The organism is Streptomyces sp. NBC_00203 (assembly GCF_045206325.1).
Taxonomy (GTDB): domain Bacteria; phylum Actinomycetota; class Actinomycetes; order Streptomycetales; family Streptomycetaceae; genus Streptomyces; species Streptomyces lutosisoli.
The window spans coordinates 5,906,849-5,927,843 of sequence record NZ_CP108126.1; the positions used below are offsets into that span (position 1 = coordinate 5,906,849).

The 20,995-nt window shown below is 71.3% G+C and carries 19 protein-coding genes; 9 read left to right on the top strand and 10 right to left on the bottom strand.

Annotated features, from left to right (window positions below):
- Positions 1 to 3: 3 nt before the first annotated feature.
- Both OG975_RS26450 and OG975_RS26455 read left to right on the top strand, forming a co-directional pair.
- Positions 4 to 3,315, top strand: a complete 3,312-nt coding sequence (locus OG975_RS26450; protein WP_406331869.1) for a non-ribosomal peptide synthetase — start codon at positions 4 to 6, stop codon at positions 3,313 to 3,315.
- Between the two features lie 4 nt (positions 3,316 to 3,319).
- Positions 3,320 to 5,386 (top strand): beta-ketoacyl synthase N-terminal-like domain-containing protein, encoded by a 2,067-nt coding sequence (locus OG975_RS26455; RefSeq protein ID WP_406331870.1) that lies wholly within the window; start codon positions 3,320 to 3,322, stop codon positions 5,384 to 5,386.
- A 127-nt stretch (positions 5,387 to 5,513) separates the two neighbouring features.
- Here the strand turns inward: OG975_RS26455 and OG975_RS26460 are convergent, their stop codons facing one another.
- From OG975_RS26460 to OG975_RS26490, 7 genes are all read right to left on the bottom strand, one after another.
- The gene (locus OG975_RS26460) at positions 5,514 to 6,551 is read right to left on the bottom strand and encodes an MASE1 domain-containing protein (RefSeq protein ID WP_406331871.1); all 1,038 of its coding nucleotides are present in this window, start codon (positions 6,549 to 6,551) and stop codon (positions 5,514 to 5,516) included.
- A gap of 105 nt (positions 6,552 to 6,656) precedes the next feature.
- Positions 6,657 to 7,997 carry a PP2C family protein-serine/threonine phosphatase gene (locus tag OG975_RS26465; RefSeq protein ID WP_406331872.1) on the bottom strand — a complete coding sequence of 447 codons (1,341 nt, stop codon included), beginning with the start codon at positions 7,995 to 7,997 and terminating at the stop codon, positions 6,657 to 6,659.
- The gene (locus OG975_RS26470; RefSeq protein WP_406331873.1) at positions 7,994 to 8,137 is read right to left on the bottom strand and encodes a hypothetical protein; all 144 of its coding nucleotides are present in this window, start codon (positions 8,135 to 8,137) and stop codon (positions 7,994 to 7,996) included. Before OG975_RS26470 ends, OG975_RS26465 begins: the two co-directional genes overlap by 4 nt.
- Before the next feature lie 146 nt (positions 8,138 to 8,283).
- Complete coding sequence (locus OG975_RS26475; protein ID WP_406331874.1) at positions 8,284 to 9,087, bottom strand: hypothetical protein; 804 nt, start codon at positions 9,085 to 9,087, stop codon at positions 8,284 to 8,286.
- Between the two features lie 7 nt (positions 9,088 to 9,094).
- Complete coding sequence (locus OG975_RS26480) at positions 9,095 to 9,928, bottom strand: radical SAM protein (RefSeq protein WP_406331875.1); 834 nt, start codon at positions 9,926 to 9,928, stop codon at positions 9,095 to 9,097.
- A 167-nt stretch (positions 9,929 to 10,095) separates the two neighbouring features.
- Positions 10,096 to 10,590, bottom strand: a complete 495-nt coding sequence (locus tag OG975_RS26485; RefSeq protein ID WP_406331876.1) for a DUF6415 family natural product biosynthesis protein — start codon at positions 10,588 to 10,590, stop codon at positions 10,096 to 10,098.
- Complete coding sequence (locus tag OG975_RS26490) at positions 10,587 to 10,796, bottom strand: hypothetical protein (RefSeq protein ID WP_406331877.1); 210 nt, start codon at positions 10,794 to 10,796, stop codon at positions 10,587 to 10,589. Before OG975_RS26490 ends, OG975_RS26485 begins: the two co-directional genes overlap by 4 nt.
- A 184-nt stretch (positions 10,797 to 10,980) precedes the next feature.
- On the opposite strand from OG975_RS26490, the gene OG975_RS26495 reads away from it, so the two are divergent.
- Positions 10,981 to 11,745, top strand: coding sequence for a helix-turn-helix domain-containing protein (locus OG975_RS26495; RefSeq protein ID WP_406331878.1), 765 nt, complete (start codon positions 10,981 to 10,983; stop codon positions 11,743 to 11,745).
- 198 nt (positions 11,746 to 11,943) lie between these two features.
- On the opposite strand, the gene OG975_RS26500 is transcribed toward OG975_RS26495, so the two are convergent.
- The 3 genes from OG975_RS26500 to OG975_RS26510 form a co-directional block, all read right to left on the bottom strand.
- A complete protein-coding gene (locus OG975_RS26500) occupies positions 11,944 to 12,687 on the bottom strand; it encodes a thioesterase II family protein (protein ID WP_406331879.1) in 744 nt (247 codons plus the stop codon).
- Between the two features lie 317 nt (positions 12,688 to 13,004).
- The gene (locus OG975_RS26505) at positions 13,005 to 13,403 is read right to left on the bottom strand and encodes a hypothetical protein (RefSeq protein WP_330306339.1); all 399 of its coding nucleotides are present in this window, start codon (positions 13,401 to 13,403) and stop codon (positions 13,005 to 13,007) included.
- A 175-nt stretch (positions 13,404 to 13,578) separates the two neighbouring features.
- Positions 13,579 to 13,827: a hypothetical protein gene (locus tag OG975_RS26510; RefSeq protein ID WP_369260997.1), complete on the bottom strand. Its 249-nt coding sequence runs from the start codon at positions 13,825 to 13,827 to the stop codon at positions 13,579 to 13,581.
- A gap of 300 nt (positions 13,828 to 14,127) precedes the next feature.
- On the opposite strand from OG975_RS26510, the gene OG975_RS26515 reads away from it, so the two are divergent.
- Genes OG975_RS26515 through OG975_RS26540 form a run of 6 tightly spaced genes read left to right on the top strand, consistent with a single transcriptional unit; the run spans position 14,128 to position 20,940 of the window.
- Entirely contained in the window at positions 14,128 to 15,069 is a 942-nt protein-coding gene (locus OG975_RS26515; protein WP_406331880.1) for a glycosyltransferase family 2 protein, read from the top strand.
- Positions 15,066 to 16,490, top strand: a complete 1,425-nt coding sequence (locus OG975_RS26520) for an NAD(P)/FAD-dependent oxidoreductase (protein ID WP_406331881.1) — start codon at positions 15,066 to 15,068, stop codon at positions 16,488 to 16,490. Before OG975_RS26515 ends, OG975_RS26520 begins: the two co-directional genes overlap by 4 nt.
- On the top strand, positions 16,483 to 17,901 hold the full coding sequence (locus OG975_RS26525) for an aspartate aminotransferase family protein (RefSeq protein ID WP_406331883.1): 1,419 nt from the start codon (positions 16,483 to 16,485) through the stop codon (positions 17,899 to 17,901). Before OG975_RS26520 ends, OG975_RS26525 begins: the two co-directional genes overlap by 8 nt.
- Positions 17,898 to 18,269, top strand: a complete 372-nt coding sequence (locus OG975_RS26530; RefSeq protein ID WP_406331884.1) for a hypothetical protein — start codon at positions 17,898 to 17,900, stop codon at positions 18,267 to 18,269. The genes OG975_RS26525 and OG975_RS26530 overlap by 4 nt, the downstream gene beginning before the upstream one ends.
- Positions 18,266 to 19,747 carry an FAD-dependent oxidoreductase gene (locus tag OG975_RS26535; protein ID WP_406331885.1) on the top strand — a complete coding sequence of 494 codons (1,482 nt, stop codon included), beginning with the start codon at positions 18,266 to 18,268 and terminating at the stop codon, positions 19,745 to 19,747. Before OG975_RS26530 ends, OG975_RS26535 begins: the two co-directional genes overlap by 4 nt.
- A complete protein-coding gene (locus tag OG975_RS26540; RefSeq protein WP_406331886.1) occupies positions 19,744 to 20,940 on the top strand; it encodes an MFS transporter in 1,197 nt (398 codons plus the stop codon). Before OG975_RS26535 ends, OG975_RS26540 begins: the two co-directional genes overlap by 4 nt.
- The last annotated feature ends 55 nt before the right edge of the window (positions 20,941 to 20,995 follow it).

A 20,995-nucleotide genomic window follows, 5' to 3' on the forward strand; every position in this document is an offset into this window, starting at 1 on the left:
CCCATGTTCACCGACCCTGTAGAGCAAGCCGACCCGCAGGCCGGTCAGGCCGGACAGGGCGAGGAGTACGAGTTCCCCGTCTCCGACGCCCAGAGCCGCCTGCTGGTCCTCGAACAGCTGAACCCGGGCACCTGCCAGTACAACGTGCCCGCCGCCTTCGCCGTGCGCGGCCCCTTCGACACCGCCGCGTTCGCCCGCGCTCTGGACGCGCTGGTCGACCGCCACGAGTCGCTGCGGACCGTCTTCCGCACCGCCGCGGACGGCACCCAGACCCAGCTCGTCCGGGCCACCGGCCGCGCCGCGTTCACCGTCGTGGACGACCTGCCGGAGGGCGAGGTGGACGCCCTGCTGCGGGCCGAGGCCGCCCGCCCCTTCGACACCGCCGCCGGACCGCTGCTGCGCTGCACCGTGTACGGCGTCGACGACGGCAGCCACCGGGTGCTCCTCGTGGCCCATCACCTGGTCTGCGACGGCTGGTCGCTGGGCATCATGCTCGACGGCCTGTCCGCCGCCTACCGGGACGAGGCCCGGGGCCTGACCCACGAGACGGACGAACTCCCCTTGCAGTTCCCGGACTTCGCGGCCTGGCAGCGGGAACGCGCGGCCGAAGGCGCGTACGAGGGGTCCGTCGCACACTGGGCGGAGCGGCTGCGCGGCGCGCCCGCCGCCATGGAACTGCCCCTGGACCGGCCGCGCCCGCCGGTGCGCTCGGCGTCCGGCGGCAGCGTGCCGTTCCGGCTCGGGCCCGCGGTCCGCGAGCGCCTCGCCGAGGTGGCCGGGGCGCGCGGGGCCACGCCGTTCATGACGATGTTCGCCGGGTACGCGGCCTTCCTCGGGCGGCTGTGCGGCCGTGACGACCTCGTCATCGGCTTCCCGGCGTCCGGGCGCGAGCGTCCCGAACTCCACGAGATGGTCGGCATGCTGACCAACACCCTGGCGCTGCGCGTCGACCTCTCCGGCGACCCGTCCCTCGACGAGCTGACCGGCCGGATCCGCGCCGCTCTGCTGGCCGCCAAGCCGTACCAGGACGCGCCGTTCGAGGCGGTGGTCGACCGGCTCGCCCCGGTCCGCGAGACCGGCCACGACCCGGTGGTCCAGGTCGCCCTCACCTACGACGATGAGTCCACCCTGTCCCTGCCCCTCACGGGCGCCGCCACCGAACGGCTCGAACTCGCCCTGGACACCGCCAAGTTCGACTTCCATCTCTTCGTGGAGCGCTGGGGGGAGGACCTGGCCGCGCAATTCATCTACCGCAGCGACCTGTTCGAGGCCGAGACGGTACGCCGCTGGGCGGGCAACTTCGAGACGTTCCTCGCCGGAATCCTCGCCGACCCGCACACGCCCCTGTCCGCCGTCGACCCCGTCCCGGCCGACGAGCGCCGCCGGACCATCGCCGGCGCCGACCGCATCGCCGAGGCCGCGCCGCTCGACCGCCTGGTGCCCGACCTGATCGCCGACGTCGCCGCCGAACGCCCGGACGCCACCGCCCTGGTCCACGGCGACCTGCGGCTCAGCTACCGCGAACTCCTCGAACAGGCCGACGAGTTGGCCGGCCGACTGCGCGCCGCCGGGGTGCGGCTCGGCTCCCGGGTCGGCCTGCTGCTGCCCCGCTCGGCCCACCAGGGCATCGCCGCGCTCGCGGTGCTGCGTGCGGGCGGTGCCTACGTCCCGCTGGACCAGGCCCACCCGCACGACCGCCTCCGCTACATGGTCGACATCTCGGGCACCGAACTGCTCCTGACGGCGGCCGCGACCGCGGAGAAGGGGGAGGCGCTCGGCATACCGTGCATCCGCCTCGACCGCCCGTCCGCCGTGGATGCCACCACGGCCACCACGGCCGCCATGAGTTCCGACGTCGCGGCCACCAACGGTGAAGCCCGCGCACCCCGTCCGGAAGACCTCGCCTACGTCCTGTTCACCTCCGGCTCCACCGGTGTCCCCAAGGGTGTCGCCGTCGAGCACCGGGCCCTGGTGAACCTGACGCGGGCGGTGCGCCACTCCTTCCCGGTCGACCCCGACGACCGCGTCCTCCAGTTCGTGTCGTTCGGCTTCGACGTCGCCGTGTCCGACCTGTTCTTCCCCTGGGTCGCGGGCGCCGAGCTGCACATCCCGACCGAGGACGAACGGATCGGCGAGGCGCTCCTGCACCGGCTGCGGGACTCCCGCATCACGTATGTGTTCCTGCCGCCGTCCGCCGCCATGCTGCTGCCGGACGTGCGGGGCCTGCTGCCCGAGCTGAGGACGATCGCTGTCGGCGGCGAGGCCTGCCCGCCCGAACTCGTCGAGCGGCTGGCCGAGCCGGGGCGGCGGATCGTCAACGCGTACGGCCCGAGCGAGGTCACCGTCTACGCGACCACCGGCGACCTGGAACCCGGCGAGCCCGTCGTGCTCGGCGGCACGGTGGCCGGAGCCCGCGTCTACGTCCTGGACGAGCGGCTGCGGCCCGTCCCCACCGGTGTCACCGGCGAGATCTACGTCGCCGGTGCCTCCCTGGGCCGCGGCTACATCGGCCGGCCCGGCCTGACCGCCGAGCGGTTCGTCGCCGACCCGCACGGCGTGCCCGGCACCCGCATGTACCGCAGCGGAGACCTCGGCCGGATCGACGCCCGCGGCCTCATCCACTACCTCGGGCGCAGCGACCTCCAGGTCAAGCTGCGCGGCGTACGCCTCGAACTCGGCGAGATCGAGACCCTGCTGGCCGCTCACCCGGACATCGCGCTCGCGGCGGCCACCGTGCGCGGCAGCGGCGCCGAACAGCGGCTCGTGGCGTACTTCGTGAGCCGGGACGGCACCGCCCCGGCCGAGGAGACGCTGCGCGCCCACCTCGCCCGGCGGCTGCCCGGCTTCATGGTGCCGGAGCTCTTCGTCCACCTGGACGAGATGCCGCTCAGCGCCAACGGCAAGATCGTCCGCGACAGCCTCCCGGAACCCGCCACCGTGCGGCACACACCGGACGTCTCGTACGCCGTCGCGGGCACCGGGACCGAGCAGCGGATCGCGGAGATCTGGGCGAAGGTCCTCACCCGCGACCGGGTCGGCGTCCACGACAACTTCTTCGACCTGGGCGGCAATTCGATACGGCTGCTGAAAGCGCTGACCGCCCTGCGCGAACAGGGACTGGACGGCGGGATCGCCCTCGTCGACCTGTTCCGCCACCCCACCGTCTCCGCGCTCGCCGCCCATCTCGACGGCGCCCGCACCCCGAACACCGCCCCCGCCGAACCCGGTACCGGCACGCCGGCCGCCGCGCGCGGCGGCGACCGGCACGCACGGCGGACCGCCGCCGCCCGACGACTGACCTCCCGGAAGGGCTGACACGATGACCGACACCAGCGCCACCACCGAATCCCTCGACTCCGCGATCGCGGTCGTCGGCATGAGCGGACGCTTCCCCGGCGCCCCCGACCTGGACACGTACTGGAACAACCTCGTCGGCGGTGTCTGCTCCCTCACCGACTTCACCGAGGACGAACTGCTCGCCGACGGCGCCGACCCGCAGGAGATCCGCGGTCGCGACTACGTGCCCACCAAGGGCTACCTCCCGGACGCGGACCGGTTCGAGGCCGAGCTGTTCGGCTTCAACCGCACCGAGGCCGCCGCCCTCGACCCGCAGCACCGGCTGCTCCTGCAGACCGCCTGGGCCGCCCTGGAGGACGCGGGCTACAACCCCCTCGACGGGCCGCCCCGCACGGGCGTGTACGTCGGCGGCGGTGTCACCGAGCACATGCTGGCCGCGCAGACCGACCGCAAACTCGCCGCGTCCATCGGCGCGCTCCAGGTGCGGATCCTCACCGACCGCGAGTTCCTCGCCCCCTGGGTCTCCTACCGGCTCGGCCTCGACGGCCCCAGCCTCACCGTGCAGACGGCCTGCTCGACCTCCCTGACGGCGGTGCACCTGGCGGCACAGGCCCTGCTCCTCGGCGAGTGCGACACCGCGCTGGCCGGCGGCGTCGCCGTGGACACCGTACGCAAGCGCGGTTACGTCCACTACCAGGGCGGGATCTTCTCGCCCGACGGCCGGTGCCGGCCCTTCGACGAGCAGGCCGGCGGCACGGTCCCCGGCAACGGAGTCGGCCTGGTGGTGCTGCGCCGGCTGTCCGACGCGCTCGCCGACGGCGACCAGATCCGCGCGGTCATCCGCGCCACCGCCGTCACCAACGACGGTGCCACCAAGGTCGGGTTCACCGCGCCCGGTGTCGACCAGCAGACGGCCGCGATCGTCGAGGCCTGGGCGGCGGCGGGGCTCGACCCGGCGGACGCCCAGTACGTCGAGACGCACGGCACGGCCACCCAGCTCGGTGACCGCATCGAAATGGCCGCCGCGACCGCCGCGTTCAAGGGCGCCATGGGCACCGGGTCCATCGGCATCGGCTCCGTGAAGTCCAACCTCGGTCACCTGGACGCCGCGGCGGGTGTGGCCGCGCTGATCAAGGCGGTCCTGATGCTGGAGCACCAGACCCTGGTGCCCACCGCCGCCGCCACCCGCCCGCACCCCGACCTGCTCCTCGACGACTCCCCGTTCCACGTGGTCGACCGGACCACCCCCTGGGCGAGCCCCGACCGCGGCCCGCGCCGCGCCGGGGTGAGCTCGGTCGGCATCGGCGGCACGAACGTCCACGCGGTCCTGGAGGAGGCACCGCGGGCACCGCAGGGCGCCCCGGCCGACCAGCCGCCGGCGGGCCCCGAGCTCCTGCTGCTCTCCGCCCGCACCCGGGAGGCACTCACGGCACTCGCGGGCCGGCTGGCGTCGGCCCTGCGGGATCCGGCGGCCGCCCCGTCCCTCGCCGACACCGCCCATACGCTGCGGCTGGGGCGCGCCCCCATGGCCGTACGCGCGTATGTCGTGGCCTCGGACAGGGCGGACGCCGCCGCGCAACTGCTGGAACTGGCCGGGGGGCGGGCCACGGCTACGGGCCTCGCGGACGCCGGTGACGGTGAACTGCGTGCGCTCGGCGAGGCGTGGCTGAAGGGCGAGCAGGTGCCGTGGGCGGGTGAGGGCCGACGGGTGAGCCTGCCGACGTATCCCTTCGCGGGCGACAGCTTCGGCGCCCTCGACCTCTCCTCCCGTGCCCTGCCCGTCGAGGAACCGGCCGAGGAGCGGGCCGACGACCTGGAGACGGCGGTCCGCGCCCTGCTGGCCGAGGCCCTGGACCTGGACTCCCCGGACGACCCGGAGATGACCTACTTCGCGGCCGGCGGCGACTCCCTCACCGCCGTCCACCTCGTCGGCTGCCTCCGCGACGACTTCGGCATCGACGTCCCGATCACCCTGTTCCTGGAGCAGCTGACCCTCCACGAGATGGCCCGCCAGATCGTCGCGGTCAAGGCCTCGGAGAACGCGGAGGACTCACTGGACGCGCTGCTGGCGGAGTTCGAGGGGGAGTGATTCGAGGAGGAGCGAGCGGAACACCGTAGAACTCAGAGGGCCGGTGCCCGAACCAGGCACCGGCCCTCGGCACGGGTGTCGGCCAGCGGGGCGTCGGCATCGGGACGGGCGGGACGGCTGACGCGACCTAGGGCCGGTCTTCAGTCGCGATCAAATCCGGATTCTGGGCCAGTTTGCTGTCGCTGTCGCTGTCGCTGTCGGGGAGCGGCGGGCGGTGGTGGCCGCCGGCGGCGATCTTGGCCGCCATCCCGGCGAGCTGCCCGCAGGCTCGCGCGATCTCCATCTGGGTCTGGTTGCGCTCGCTGACGGCTGCCGCGAGCAGGAGCGCGGTCAGCGAGGTGGAACCGTTGAACGCTTGCAGGGTGATCATGTTGGTGAGCAGGTCATGACTGGCGAACGCGCCTGTTTCCTCGGCGGCGGCGATGATCGCGAAGGTCGACACGGCCAAGGCGCAGGGCGCGGCACCGGCCAGCTGGAAGCGGAAGGCCGCCCAGATCAGCAGCGGGAAGCCGAGGAACATGAGGGACGTGCTGTTGGTCTCGAGGAAACCGACGCAGACCGTGGCTGCCAGAAGCAACAGTCCCTCCACCCAACGGGACGGCGGAGCGTGCTTCGGCCAGCGTGCCGAGCGGAGTACGAGCAGGACCGGCGTGACCACCAGGACACCCATCGCGTCGCCGGTCCACCAGACCGACCATGTCGGCCAGAAGTCGTCGGAGCCCAGCACACCGGCGAGAAGCAGTGTCCCGCTGCCTGTCGTCGCGCTGACCAGCATTCCGGTGAACGCACCGAGAAAGATCAGTGCCAGCGCGTCCCGCAAGCGGTCCAGCGCGTTGTGGAACCCCGTACGGCGGAGCAGTACGTACGAGCAGAGGGGTGCGAGGGTGTTTCCCGCGACGATCGCGAGCACGGCCGGTACCGATGGGCCGAGCGGGGCGTTGACCAGGAGTGCGCCGAGTGCGATTCCGGGCCATACTCGCGGGCCGCGGAGGAGCAGGCTCGCCAGGGCGATGCCGGTGGGTGGCCAGAGGGGAGTGACCTGGCCGCGCACCAGCTGCTGGAGCAGCCCCAGCTTGGCGGAGCCGTAATACAGCGCGGCAACGACGCAGATCTCCAGGGCGGCCAAACCACCGCGCCGGATCCACTCACGCCGTGCGTCAGTCATCGGGCGACCTCCGCATCGACATCGCCCCGATGTCCATCATCCGTCGGATCCCCCGGATCCTCCACGGCGCCGTTGAACTGAACGTTCGGTCCTCGGTCACGGGGATCAGCCGTGCGGGGTGCGCAGGGCGAGGATGGCCATGTCGTCGTGACCGTCGCTGGGGTGGTGATCGGCCAGTGCCTGAACGAACTCTTGCAGGGGCAGGTCGGCATACGCGATGGCGAGATCGGCGAGCTGGTTCATGCTCTCGTCGATCGAGTGGTCGGGATGTTCGATCAGCCCGTCGGTGAAGAAGACCACGGTGGTGTCCGGGGGCAGGAAGCGCGAGTGATCGGGGCGGGGCTGCTCGGGGTCGACCCCGAGCGGCAGCCCGGGTTCGCCGAACAGGTATTCGGTTCGGTGCTCAGGAGTGATCAGCAGGGGTGGGACATGGCCCGCGGTGCTCCAGTGGAGGCGCCAGCCGCCTCCCTCCGGTTCGAAACGTGCCAGGGTGGTCGTGGTGACGGGATTGTCCGTGATGGCCTGCAGGGTGCGGTCGAGCTGGGTGAGGATCGCGCCGGGCGGATTGCCACGGTCGAACAGGAACAGCAACGAGCGCAGCATGTTACGGGTGCAGGCCATGGCGGCCGCGGCCTGCAGATCGTGGCCGACCACGTCACCGATGACGACCGCCACGACGTTGCCGGGCAGCGGGATGGCGTCGTACCAGTCCCCGCCGAGTCGGCTGGGCTCGGCGGCGGGCTGATAGATGGCAGCGGCGGCGAACGGCCGCAGGTCGGGCAGCGTCGGCAACAGAAGCCGTTGGAACTGCTCGGCTCCGAGGCGAACCCGTTCAAACAGGCGGACGTTTTCGATCGCGATGCCGGCGGCGCTGGCCAGGGCGACGACGACGTTCTCGTCGTGGACGTCGAAGGGCTGTCCGTCACGCCGCTCCGACAGGTAGAGGTCACCGTAGATCTCGCCGCGCACGCTGATGGCGACGCCGAGCAAGGTACGCAGGTACGGGTGGCCGGGCGGGAAACCGACGGATGACGGATGAGTGGAGATGCTGTCGACCCGCAGGGGTTCGGGGTGGCGGATCAGGTGCCCGAGGACACCCCGCCCGCGGGGCAAGCCGGTCTCGGCCAGATCAGCGCGTTCCTGTTCGGACAGGCCGACGGCGATGAACTGCTCCAGCTGCTCCCCGGACTCGCTGAGCACGGCCAGTGCCCCGTAGCGGCTGCCCACCAGCTCCATGGCGGTGGTCACGATACGGTGCAGCACGGCAGGCAGCTCCACCTCCCGGCTGATGGCCACCACCGCATCGAGCAGGCCCTGCAGCCGGTCCATGGTGTCCAGCAGGCCACGCAGTTGGTCGTCGATCCGGCCCAACTCGTCACGCAGCCGCACGTGCAGATCGGGAAGCTGCGGCTGCCCCGGTTGTTGCCCTTCGTCCTCTCCTGTCATGACGAACGCCCACCGGCCTGAAGTGCGGTCCCGGCCACCTTCAGCCGGCAGCGATCGACGCCGATCAGGGCGACCGGGGCGTCGGCGGCCACCGAGGTGGTCTTGCGCCACCGGCACCGCTCCTCACGTGAGCGGTACATTCCGGCCTCCTGACACCGCCCTGATCAATCGAGACCACAGCGTGACACGGCCCGTCAGGCCAATCGGCCATTACTCCAGGAGCGGCATGCCACACCCGGAGGCCATGGGGCCAACCGACGAGCGGGGCCGGTCATGCACAGCGCCGTCACACCAGAACCACACGCCGATGGTCGGCCCATGCCTGGGCGGCTGCCTCCATGGCCTTGATCCACGGCACGTCGGGTTTCCGCTCAGCGAACGCGCGATACATGCGGACGGTGGCCCCGACGAACGCGTCGACCGCCTTCGGGTCGGCCTTCGTCCACGCTGTGCAGCGCGATGCCCACGACTCGGCGCCCTCGGCGGTGTGTCCTGCTGCGACGAGTTGCACGACGAACAGCGCCGGATCGATGAATGCCGCACCCCGAGTCGGCCAGGCCCAGTCGACGGCCCACATGTTCTGTTCCCCGACGATCAGGTTGCTGGGGTTGATGTCCGTATGGAGCAGGGACTTCCCCCGGAACAGCTCGGCTTCCGTCTCGTCGAGCGCGAACCGGTCCCACCGGGTCTCTGGCCAGTCCCGGGCTACCTCGGGGAGGTCCAACCTCCCGACGCGGTCCAGAAGTTGAACGATCCTGGGCAGGTCCGGGGACCCCGGACCGAAGTCGGACAGCCGACCTGTGACGGCCTCAAAGCCCAGCACAACCCAGTCTTCGTCTTCCGCGCACCACCGCAACGCAGGGGAGATCGGGCTCACGAACGGATTGATCAGCCTCTCCCGGGTGAGCGAGTCGCGTCGCCCCCCGGGCCGGTTGCGGACGGCCTTGACGAAGAACCCGCCCTTCTCGCCTTCGACCAGGGCCGTGAGATCCGAGCTGAACCCGCGCTCGGTGCGCCGAAGACTGCTCAGCTCCCCCGTGTGCTGGCCGATCAGTGCCTGGATCTCGGGTGCGGGAAGGGTGGGGCTCATGCGTCCTTCAGTTCCTCGGGGTGCACTCACTGCCCGGGGTTCCCGGGGAGCACTCGTCGTCGGTGTCGGGCGTGCAGCCGTCGAAGCCATCAGGGTTGCGGCGGCTTCGGATGGATGCGTTCGTCCTGGCCATGGCGGGGCCGTTGAGAATCGAGGCCAGCGGGGCCTCCTTGACGTTACCGACGCTCAGCCATGCCGAGAAGACGCACGGGGAGACGTCGCCCGTAGGGTCGATCGCCGCCCGGCCCGTGCCGCACCGGCCGCACAGGTTGCCCGTGTCCGGCGCCCGGTCCTGGCCGCCGCGCCCGAACGGCCGGACGTGGTCCACGCGGACTCGGATGACTCCCAGCGATTCGAGGTCTTGCTTCGCCTCGCCGACGTGCTGCGCTTCACTGCCCGCGATGATTCCGACGCGCAGCGGGATACCGCGTCGTACGGCTTCGGCGATGTTCGTCCGGGTCCGGCCGTGGCTGGGACGGCCCGTCATGGCGTTGTGCTCCGTGCTCCTGTCGGAGTAGTACGACGTCGCGAGGGTGAGCCCCTGCCGCTCGAAGAGCTCCCAGCATTCGGCCGAGACGTGCACGAGGTTGCTGTACACCTCGACGTTCAGGCCGTTGTTCAGGGCGCGGTCGACCAGGGCCGGGAAGTCGGGGTGCAGGGTCGGCTCGCCGCCGATGAACTGGATTTCGCGTACTCCGCAAGCGCCCGCCTGGTCGAGCACGCTGAACCAGTCGTCGCGGGTCATGGTGCCGTGGTCGCCGTGCCGGTCCGACTCGTTGTAGCAGTGGGTACAGGCGAGTTGGCACTTCCGGGTCAGGTCCAGCCACAGAAGCTCAGTCACGGTGCGGGTCGGTAATTCCTGGGCGGTTGTCGTCACTGGTGCACTCTCCTTCTTACGGATTCCCGCAGTGGTGTGGTGCTGCCGTTCGCCGGCAGCCGGGTGAACCCCGAACCCCCGCCCCGAGGCTCGACCGGTCCAGGGTTGGGGCTCGGGGCGGGGTGACAACGTCAGTGGTCGGGTGTGGTGTCGGCGCAATGCGTGTGGATGCGTCCCGAGCTGGCCGCGCCACCGGAGGCGCTGACGGGGTCGTATGGGATGGACGTGTCCTCGGGCGTGATCCGCTTGTCGCAGGCGACGCACATCGTGACGCCCGTCAGGGCCTCGTAGTGGTCGCACAGCGCGGCGAGCGACCGGGCCAGGCGCCTCGCGTGGGCGTAAGCCCCGTTGGGCCCCGGCAGCGCATGGGCCCGCAGCTTGTCGCGTGCCTCACCGACGCAAGCGAACGCGCAGTAGCGGGGGATGTCGTCCTTGGGCAGCTTCCCGGCAGCGATCTCGACTTCGGGGCCGATGAACTCCATGTAGCCGCGCACGGTCGCGGTGAGCGTGGCGAGTTCGACTCCGGCCGGCGCTTCGGAGCCGGGGGTGAGCAGCAGGATGACGGTCTCGCGCATCACTTGGACGTCGACCCGGCCCGTGGCCGAGGCCTGCACGGTGGGGCTCACCGTGTCTCACCGAGCCCGCTGCGTACGGCGCAGGCGCACGGCGCCGGCTGAGTGTTCATGGGCTCCGGTTCCGGCACGGACTCGTACGGCACGGACACCGTGGCGTGTTGCGCCGTGACGAGGCCCTCGCGGGTCACCTTGTACGCCCTGATCGCCCTCTTCACCCCGGGTGGGCGTTGCTGCGTCGGGGCGGTAACTTGCGTCATGTCGGCGCTCCCTTGAAGCGTTGGCCATGCCCCCGGGCCGTTAGCGCGGTCGCGGGGGTCTTGTCACCCCTCACGTTGACCGCGTCACGCCCCGTGGCGCGACGACGGACTCGACGTCGTAGCGACGACACGGGGGGCGTCATTTCGGTGTCATTTGGCGGGGCAAGCGTCTACCGTTGATCGCATGGCCACTCCGAACGGAAGCTTGAGAGCGGTCCGCCTGGGCCTGCTCATGTCGCAAGACGAATTCGCCCGCGCGATCCGAGACGCTGGAGACAGGGCAGGCTCACCCAACGACGCCTCGAAGCGGCTCGTACAGCGCTGGGAGTCGGGCACCACCGCGGCGCCCCGCCCGCTCTATGCGCGCGCCCTGGAGGTGGTGACGGGAATGCCCATCGAGAGTCTGGGGTTCCCCGCGCCAACCCTTGTTCGGATCTCCGAGGACGGGCACGGCGGCCACGACCTGGTGGGCTCACCCGTGGGCGTTCCCACGGCCAGCGGCAGTCCGGCGCCGCAGACAGGGCCGCGCGGGAACTACTCCGGAATCTGGCTGAGCACCTACGAGTACGTGTCCAGCGGCAGGGACAACCAGGTCTTCACCGGCAAGCACTACGTCGTAATGCTCCAGCACGGCAACCGGCTCACGGGCCGCAGCCTGCCGAACGGCTCACTCAATCCGGGCAGTCCGCTGACGCTCGATCTCCAGCTGGACGGCAGCACGGTCACGGGGACGTGGACGGAGCAGACGGCGACCGAGGGCTACTACCGCGGGGCCCGCTACTTCGGCGCCCTCCAGATGCTCGCCGAGCCCACCGGCCGCCGCATGGCGGGCAAGTGGGTTGGCTTCGGCAAGGAGTTCGACGTGAACACGGGGCCGTGGGAGTTGCGGCTCATGGACTCGTCCACGGCCAAGGCCACGCTCGCCAGCTACGACCGGCGTCCGGAGTAGCCAAGCCACCCTGCGCCCGTCTCAGGCCCGTGCGCCCTGAGAGGCGCCGGGCGTGCGTGGGCCGACGTTCGCGCGGGAACCGCCAACGGAGCGTCTGCGGGGGCGCAATGGGCACGTGCGCCCTTCCATGAAGGTCGGCCGCGACGGCCGCCGGCTTGTGCCCACTGAGCTGGCCGCATACAGCCTCGGCAGAGGTCGTCAGACGGCCGACACGGCCGACGCACATGCCGACGTGATCACATCGGCGACATACGCCCGGTGATCGTCGAGATAGAAGTGCCCGCCCGACAGCACATGGCGCGTGAACGGCCCCTCGGTCTCGCGTTCCCACGCCCCCACGCCGTCGACCGAGACCCGGGGATCGCTGTCGCCGGTCAGTGCCACGACCGGGCAGCCGAGCGGTGGGCCCGGCGGGCAGGCGTACGCGGCGAGCATCCGGTAGTCGGCGCGCAGTGGTGGCAGCGCGAGCTGGAGGAACTCGGGGCTGTCCAGCAGCTCGGCGGCGGTGCCGGACAACAGCCTTAGTTCCGCGAGGAGTTCGTCGTCCGAGGGGCTCTGCGGCAACCGGGTCCTGACCGGCAGCGACGGGCCCTCCCGCCCCGACACGAACAGGACGGCGGGTGCCCGCCCCTCGGCCTCCAGCCGCCGCGCGGTCGCGAACGCCAGGAGCGCGCCCATGCTGTGGCCGAACAGCGCCAGCGGCCGGTCGTCCGTGTCGAGCTCGTCCAGCACGGCGTCCACCACGTCGTCGAGCCGCTCGGCGAACGGTTCGGCGAAGCGGTCGAGCCGCCCCGGGTACTGCACGATCAGCGGCTCGACGGCGCCCGTGACCGAGGCCGACAGCGCGTGGTACGAGCCGGCGGTGCCGCCCGCGTGCGGGAAGCACAGCAGCCGCATCCGGGCGCCGGGTGCGGGGTGGAAGCGGCGTATCCAGTTGTCCACAACAGCCCTTCTCTCGTGCTCTGTCGAAACTCTGCGTCTGGCGAGACTCTGCCTGTATCGAACTCGGTCTTTGACCCCAGCCACCGGCCGGTCACATCCCGTGGCGTGGTGCAGCCAATCAAGGATGACCGAAGCCCAGGACCCTGTGGCTCCAACAAGAGCCACAGGCCCAGTGATTGGCAGATTTGTTCCACGCCCAGCCCCGTCCACCTGCCGCTTTCGGCTTCTCCAGCGGAACGGATCTGCCAATCACGCCCACACCACCCCTGGTCACCGGCGCCCCTGTGGCCCCCGGGTGGGGCCACGGAGCCAGGGTGTCACTCGGCCGCGGCGATCCAGCCGTCCAGTTGTTCCCGGGTGGTGGAGGGATCCGCGACGAGTGAGACGAGCTCGTCGTCGCGGGAGTTCAGGGTGCTGACGGCGGGGCAGCGGTGGCAGGCCTCGACGCCGGCCTGGTTCCACCACTTGCAGTGCGGACGGAGGTGGCACCGTGGCACGGCGCTCGCGGTGGTCTCGGACGGTACGACCCGGATGCGCTCGATCAGCCCGCAGGCCTCGCCGATCCGGTTCGCACAGTCGGACACGCAGTGCGAGGCGAAGCGCAGGACACGGTTGGGTGCGATGCCCTCCGGGATGGCACCGAGCACATCGGCGGCCGGGACCGGGTCGGCCAGGTAGACGACCTGGTTGTTCTCCCCCGACCTGACACCGAGCACGACGGACTCCGGACGGTGTGCTTCACCGCTCGGACACCAGGTGACGGGAGGCTCCCGCCGGTCCTGGGCGTGATCCACGTGATCTACGCGATCCACAGAGCTGTCCGCAGAGATGTCCGCAGAGATGTCCAGAGAGCTGTCCACGGTGCTGTCCACGGTGCTCACCTCCATCCCGTCAGCAGGAAGCCTTGTCGACGCCCACGGAGGCGGTCGAGGAGCTGACAAGGCCCGCGATGACGCCGTTGGTGGAGACGGCCCCATTGCTCTGCTCGGCGGCGACCGCCTTCTGAATGCTCGCGGCGAGCTGCGCCTGCGAGGTGATGCGCTCCGGCCGCGAGGCAGCGGCGGCGGTGGTGCTGCCGGCCGCCACGAGCCCGGTGACGAGCGCGGCGGCCGCGGCCGCCGTACGAAGGCTGTTGTTCATACCTGTCCTTCCTGAAGTCGTCCTACAGCTACGGGATTTGACGGTACGAGCGGAGTGCCCCGGCGATCGGCAGTTGCGGCGGCACCTTCAGCAGCCGAGCTCTCGCCGAGCTCTCGCCGAGCCCTCGCAGAGTCCTGTGAAAGATCTTGACGGCGGAGATGTTACCGGTAACATCACTCTCCGTCGGGGCGCCGCTGCGCTCCGAGATCCACGTACGACCAGTCCATTGCCCCTCCGTGTTCCTTGCGCGAAAGGTGTGCTGTGCCACGGGAAAGACGTGCTTTCGACAACAGGCGACCGGTGCTCAGCGTCGTCGTCCCCTGCTACAACGAAGTGGAGGTGCTGGCCCAGACGCACGCCCGGCTGGCACGGGTCCTCGGCCGGCTCGCCGGGTTCGACCGCGAGTTGATCTACGTGGACGACGGCAGTACCGACGGCACCTGGGAGGTCATCAACTCCCTCGCGAAGACGTCCGGTTCGGTACGTGCCCTGCGGCTCAGCCGGAACTTCGGTCATCAGGCGGCCTGCCTGGCCGGACTGCGGGCGGCCGGCGGCGACGCGGTCGTCGTCATCGACGCGGACCTCCAGGACCCGCCGGAGCTGATCCCGGACATGGCGGCGCTGTGGCGCGACGGCTGGTCCGTGGTGTCCGCGCGGCGCCGCAGCCGCGAGGGCGAGACGCTGTTCAAGAAGGCCAGCGCGTACGCGTTCTACCGCCTGCTGAACACGCTGTCCGACCACTCGCTCGCCCTGGACACCGGTGACTTCCGGCTGCTGGACCGTGAGTTGGTGGCGCTGCTCGCCGAGGTGCCGGACAAGAACCTCTATCTGCGCGGCGCGGTCAGCTGGTTCGGCTTCCCGGAGACCAGCGTGACGTACGACAGGGATCCGCGGCACGCGGGCGAGTCCAAGTACACCCTGCGCAAGATGCTCGCGCTCTCCCGGCGCGGACTGCTGGCCGGCTCGGTGGCGCCGCTGCGGCTGTCCACGTATCTCGGCACGGCCGTGCTGGCCGGCGGGCTGGCAGCCGCCGCGGTCCAGCGCGACGCGCGCCTGCTGGCCAGGCCCGCGGCGTTCGGCGCCCACGCGCTGGCGCTGGGCATCGTCGGCGAGTACCTGCACGCCGTGTTCCGGCAGGTGCAGGGCCGCCCCGACTACGTCGTCGAAGAACGCCTCGGAACCGGGGACCGCCCCGCATATGCCGTTCAGCCCCTTCCCGTAGAGGAGCGTGTCGCCCTGTGAGCACGGAAGCAGTACGGACGGTGGGCAGCACCGCCGCACCCGTGGACGTCGTCATCGTCGGCGCCGGATTCACGGGGCTCGCCGCCGCGCTCGAACTCGCCTCGCAGGGGCGGAGCGTACGGATCATCGAGCGCGAGGAGCTCATCGGTGGGCTCGCCGCGAGCTTCGACATCGGCGAGGGCAAGCGGCTGGAGCGCTTCTACCACCACTGGTTCTCCTCGGACGAGGAGATGATCCGGCTGTGCGAGACCCTCGGGATATCCCATCTGCTCGAAGCACATGAGACGCGTACGGGGCTGTACTACGCGAACTCCGTCTACCGGCTGTCCGCGCCGCTGGACGTCCTGCGTTTCGCTCCGCTCCCGCTGAAGGACCGGATCCACCTGGGACTGCTGGCCCTTCGTGCCCAGCGGGTGAAGCACTGGCGGGAGCTGGAGTCGCGGACCGCGCGCGAGTGGCTGGTGTCGCTCGGCGGACAGCGGGTGTACGACGTGGTCTGGCGGCCCCTGCTGGAAGGCAAGTTCGGCAAGTACGCGGACCAGGTCGGCGCCACCTGGATGTGGACCAAGCTGCATCTGCGCGGCGGCAGCCGCACCCGCTCCGGCAAGGAGACCCTCTACTACATCAAGGGCGGCTGCGAGGCCCTGCTGACCGCGCTGCAACGGCGGCTGGAGTCACTGGGCGTCGACATCCGCACCGGTGTGCCCGTCGAGGCCGTGCACACCGAGGGCGCCGGAGTGAGCGGAGTGACCGCCGGTGGGGAGTTCCACCCGGCCCGCCAGGTGCTGATCACCGCCGCGCCGAGCCTCGCGGCCGCACTGCTGGACCACGAAGGTGCGGACCACCCGGCGGTGCCGGAGCTCCAGCGGCGCTGGTCGGCCGTCGACTACCTCGGCAACGTCTGCCTCGTGCTGGAGAACAACCGCCAACTGTCCGACACGTACTGGCTCAACGTGAACGACCCCGACTTCCCGTACGTCGGCGTCATCGAGCACACCAACATGGACGACCCGGAGCGCTACGACGGGAAGCACGTCGTCTATCTCTCGAAGTACCTGCCTACGGACGCCGAGCTGTACCAGATGTCCGACGAGGAGGTCTTCGAGTACAGCCTGCCGTACATCCGGCGCATGTTCCCGGACTTCGACCGCAGCTGGGTGGAGCGCTACCACGTCTGGCGCGCCGAGTACGCCCAGCCGGTGATCACCCCGCACTACACCCGCGTGATGCCGTCGGTGGAATCCCGCGTCCAGGGGATCTACCTCGCGGGCATGGCCCAGGTGTTCCCCGAGGACCGGGGCACCAACTACGCCGTACGCGACGGGCGCCGGGCCGGGCGGCTCATCGCCGACCGTCTCACCACGGCCGCCCCCACCTCCGACGCCGGCCCCGTCCCGTCCACCGGGAGCCTCGATGTCTGATCTGATCACCCTGGAGCAGGCAGAGGGGATGACCACCGAGCAGGTCCACGACCTGTACCGGCGGTTCGTCAGCCGCAGCCAGGTCTCCCTCATCGGCTCCTTCGGCTTCGGCCGCGACCTGGTCGACCACGCCGAGGGCGCCTGGATCCATCTGCGCGACGGACGCCGCATCCTCGACTTCACCGGCGGCGTCGGCGTCCTCAGCCACGGGCACAACCACCCGCGGATCCTCGAAGCGCGGCGCCGCTTCCTCCAGTCGCGCCGCATGGAGGTCCACAAGAACTACTTCTCGCCGTACGTGGCCGCGCTCAGCCACAACCTGGCGGCCGTGCTGCCCGGGGACCTGAACATCAGCTACTTCCCCAACTCCGGTGCGGAGGCGGTGGAAGGGGCGGTGAAGCTCGCGTACAAGTACCACCGGGGCCGGCGCGGCACGGTCCTGCACACGGACATCGCCTTCCACGGAAAGCTGCTGGGCGCGGGCAGCCTCACCGCCTCGCCCGAGGTCCACTTCCCGTATCCGCAGATCCCGGGCACGGACACCTTCGCGTACGACGACCTCGCGTCCTTCCTGCTCGCCCTGGACCGGCACACCACCGCCGCAGGCGAGAGCGATGTGTACGCCGTCGTTCTCGAACCGTTCAGCGCGTCCAGCCTGCGCGAATGCTCCGCCGAGTTCCTGCACGAGGTCCGCCGCGTGTGCACCGAGCGGGACATCGTGCTGATCTTCGACGAGGTCTACACGGGCTGGGGCAAGACCGGGGCGCTCTTCCACTTCATGCACCACCCGGGGCTCGTGCCGGACATCGTGACGACCTCCAAGTCGTTCGGCGGCGGCAAGGCGTCGATCTCCGGCTACATCACGCGGGAGCCCATCTTCCGCGCCACGTACGACAACCTGTCCGACGCCACCCTGCACAGCACGACGTACTACGGCTTCGGCGAGGAGACCGCGACCGCGCTGGAGGCCGTGGCGGTCGCCGTCGAGGACGACTTCCCCGGCCGTGCCGCCGAACTGGGCGAGCGCCTGGCCAAGGGGCTCGCCGGGGTGGCCGCCCGCCATCCGCGGCTCGTCCGGGAGGTGCGGGGCCGGGGCGCGCTGCACGGGGTGTTCCTGACGCCGGGCCCGGACGTGCCCGCCCGGGTGCGCGAACTGCTCCCCACCGCGATGGCCAAGGACCCGCAGGCCGTGTCGAAGCTGCTGACCGGAGCCGTGGTCGCCGCCCTGTACCGCGAGCACGGCATCCTCACCTTCTTCGGCTCCAACCGCGCCATAGCCCTGATCGTCTCGCCGCCGCTGGTGGCCGAGACCGACGAGGTGGACCTGTTCCTGGGCGCCCTGGACGAGGTGCTCGACCAGGGTGCCGCCCGGCTGGTGGCCGGCCTGGTGAAGGAGAAGGTGGCCGGGTGAGGATCACCGAGAGCGATCTGTACGCCTCCGGTCTGCCGAACTGCTGGGCCGGCGGCTACGAGGCGCTGCGCCAGTCGCACGACCTGGACCGGGCGGTCCGCCACACCACCGCGAGCCTGAACGCGATGCCCGCGGGCTACCGGTGGGGCACGGCGACCGCGCTGCGCCTGTTCCCGGCCGCCTTCTACGCCGCCACGCACCGGCGCGTCCAGCTCGCCACGGCCGAGGAGGCCCGCGAGGGTCTGGCCCGGCTGCGTACCTTGCCCGGTTTCTCCGAACTGCTGCGCGCCACCACGGCGCTGGCGCTGTACGGCGCCCTGGACGGCCGTCCGGCGGGGATCGTCCCTGCGAAGGAGGCCGTCCGATGAGCGCCGGGAGTGTGACGGGCCGGACCACGGTGGTCGAGTGCGACGCGCTGGTCGTCGGATCCGGCGCGGGCGGCAGCGTCGCCGCGCTCGAACTCGCCCGCGCCGGGCGGTCCGTGACCGTCCTGGAGGAGGGGCCCCGGGTCGACACCGCCGAACTGGCGGCCGCGAGCCCCGCGGACTCCATGCGGCGGCTGTACCGCAACGCCGGGGCGACCGCCGTCTTCGGCACCCCCACCATCGCCTACGGGGAGGCCCGTGCGGTCGGCGGCACCACGGTCGTCAACGGCGGCCTCATGTGGGAGCCCTCGGCGACCGTCCTCGACCGCTGGGCCGCCTGGTCCGGGTACGGGAGTTACCGCGCGCCGGTCGTCGGCCCCCACTTCGCCCAGGTGCGGCGGCGCCTCGGCATGATCGTGCAGGAGCACGGCGAGGGCAACGAGGACTCCAGGCTGCTGGCGCGGGCCGCCGACTCCCTGGGCTGGCGGTGGCAGCATCCGCAGCGCGTGGTGCAGGGCTGCGAGCACCGCAACCAGTGTGCCACCGGCTGCCCGAGCGGCGCCAAGCAGAGCATGGCCGTGACGTATCTGCCGCAGGCCGAGGCCCTCGGCGCACGCATCAGCCCCGGGGTACGGGTGGAGCGCATCACGCACCGCGGGGGTGTGGTGCGCGGTGTGCAGGCGACCGGCCCCGACGGCCGGCGCGTCCGCTACCGCCCGCGCACCCTGTTCGTCGCCGCGGGCCCCATCGGCACGCCCGTGCTGCTGCGCCGCAGCGGCATCCACGCGCGCACGGCCGGGCGACGGCTCGCGCTGCACCTCAACCTGCGGACGATCGCCCGCTTTCCGCGCGTCGTCGACGCCCTGCGCGGCACGATGTTCACCGCCCAGGTCCAGGAGCACTCGGCGCTCGGCATGCTCGTCATGCCGTCCAACCTGACGCCCGGCGGCCTGGGCGCGGCCCTCGCCGGACGCGATCCGCGCCTGGTGAACGAACTCCTGGCCGCCCGCGCCCACTTGGGGATGTTCACCACGCAGGTGCGGATGCAGGGCGCGGCGGGGATCGCCGGCGTCGTGGGCGGCACACCGCTGCTGCGCCACGGCATGACCGGGGCCGATCACCACGCCCTGCGCCTGGCGTTCCGCAGAACCGCGCGGCTGCTGTTCGCGGCGGGCGCCGTGGAGCTGCTGCCGCCGACGAGCGCGGCCGGCCCGCTGCGCACGGACGCGGACGTGGACGCGTACTGCGCGGCGGTGCGCCCCGGCGACTGGGAGCTGGTCTCCGTGCACGGCATGGCCAGCTGCCCCATCGCGCTGCCCGAACGCGGCGGCGTCTGCGACGAACTCGGCCGCCCGCACGGCTTCACCAATCTGCACCTGTGCGACGCCAGCGTGCTGCCGGGTGCCCCGGGCATCAGCCCGCAGGGAACGATCATGTCCTTCGCCCACGAGATCGTGGGCCGTCATCTGGAGTCCACGTGACCGAGCCCACGACCGCACCCCAGGTCACGAGCGCCCAAGCACCCCCGGACGCCCCCGTGTTCAGCACCGCCGCCATCGTCGCGTCCTGCGTAGGCTTCGTCCTCATCGGCGCGCTCCAGGCGCTGTACGGGCCGTCGATCCCGGCCTTCCGGCGGGAGTTCGGGCTCTCGCCCTCGGCCGCCGGGCTGGGGCTGAGCGCCCACTTCGTCGGTGGTGTCGCCGGTGTGCTGCTCTTCGACCGGCTGTACGGCCGGCTCGGCAACCGGCAGATCCTCGGCGCCTCGTATCTGCTGATGGCCGTCGGCGCGGCGGGCTTCGCGGTGGCGCCGAACTGGCCCGTCGGCCTGGCGGCGGCTCTGTTCGCCGGGCTCGGCTTCGGGGGGATCGACTACGGCCTCAACCAGCTGTTCGCCGTCGGCTTCGGCCGCCGTTCGACCGCCATGCTCAACATTCTCAACGCCCACTTCGGGGTGGGCGCGATCCTCGGCCCGGCGCTGATCGGCGTGGTGGGATCGGAGCACTATCCGGCGGTCTTCCTCGCCTTCGCGGCCGCCAATCTGCCGTTGCTGCTGTGCCTGAAGGGCGTACGCGACCGGGCGCCCCAGCCCGCCGGGGAAGCGGGCGCCGGGGGCGGGCAGGTCCTCGGCCGCAGCCTGGGCTCCGTGCTCGCTGTGTTCGTCACCCTCTACGTCCTGCACGTCGGCATCGAGGCTGGTGTCGGCGGCTGGGAGCCCACGCATCTGGAGACGGTCGGTTACGGCGCGGGGGTCGCGGCCACCGCCACCTCCGTCTACTGGCTGATGATGACCGTCGGGCGTTTTCTCGTCGCGCCGATCGCCCTGCGTTACTCGGCCCAGTCCATCATCACCGTCTCGTGCGCGGGCATGACCGTCTGCCTGCTGCTGGCCGCGGTGCCGGGGCTGGCGCCGTACGCGTACGCCGGTGTCGGCCTGTTCATCGCGCCGATCTTCCCCACCGGGCTGCCCTGGCTCAACAAGGCCGCCCCGCAGGCCCGCAGGGCGGGAGCGGTGGTCATCGCCGCGTCCATGGTCGGCGGAGTCGCGGCGGGGCCCGCGCTCGGCAAGGCGATCGAGTGGTCCGGGATCCGCGCGGTCCCGCTGCTGCTGTGTGTCATCTCCGCGCTGTGCCTGGCGGCCACCGGCTGGCTGATCCGCGCCACACGCGCCCGCTGATCCGCGCCATCCGACCCCGCTGACGAACACCCCGTACCACCGAGCCGAAGGGAAG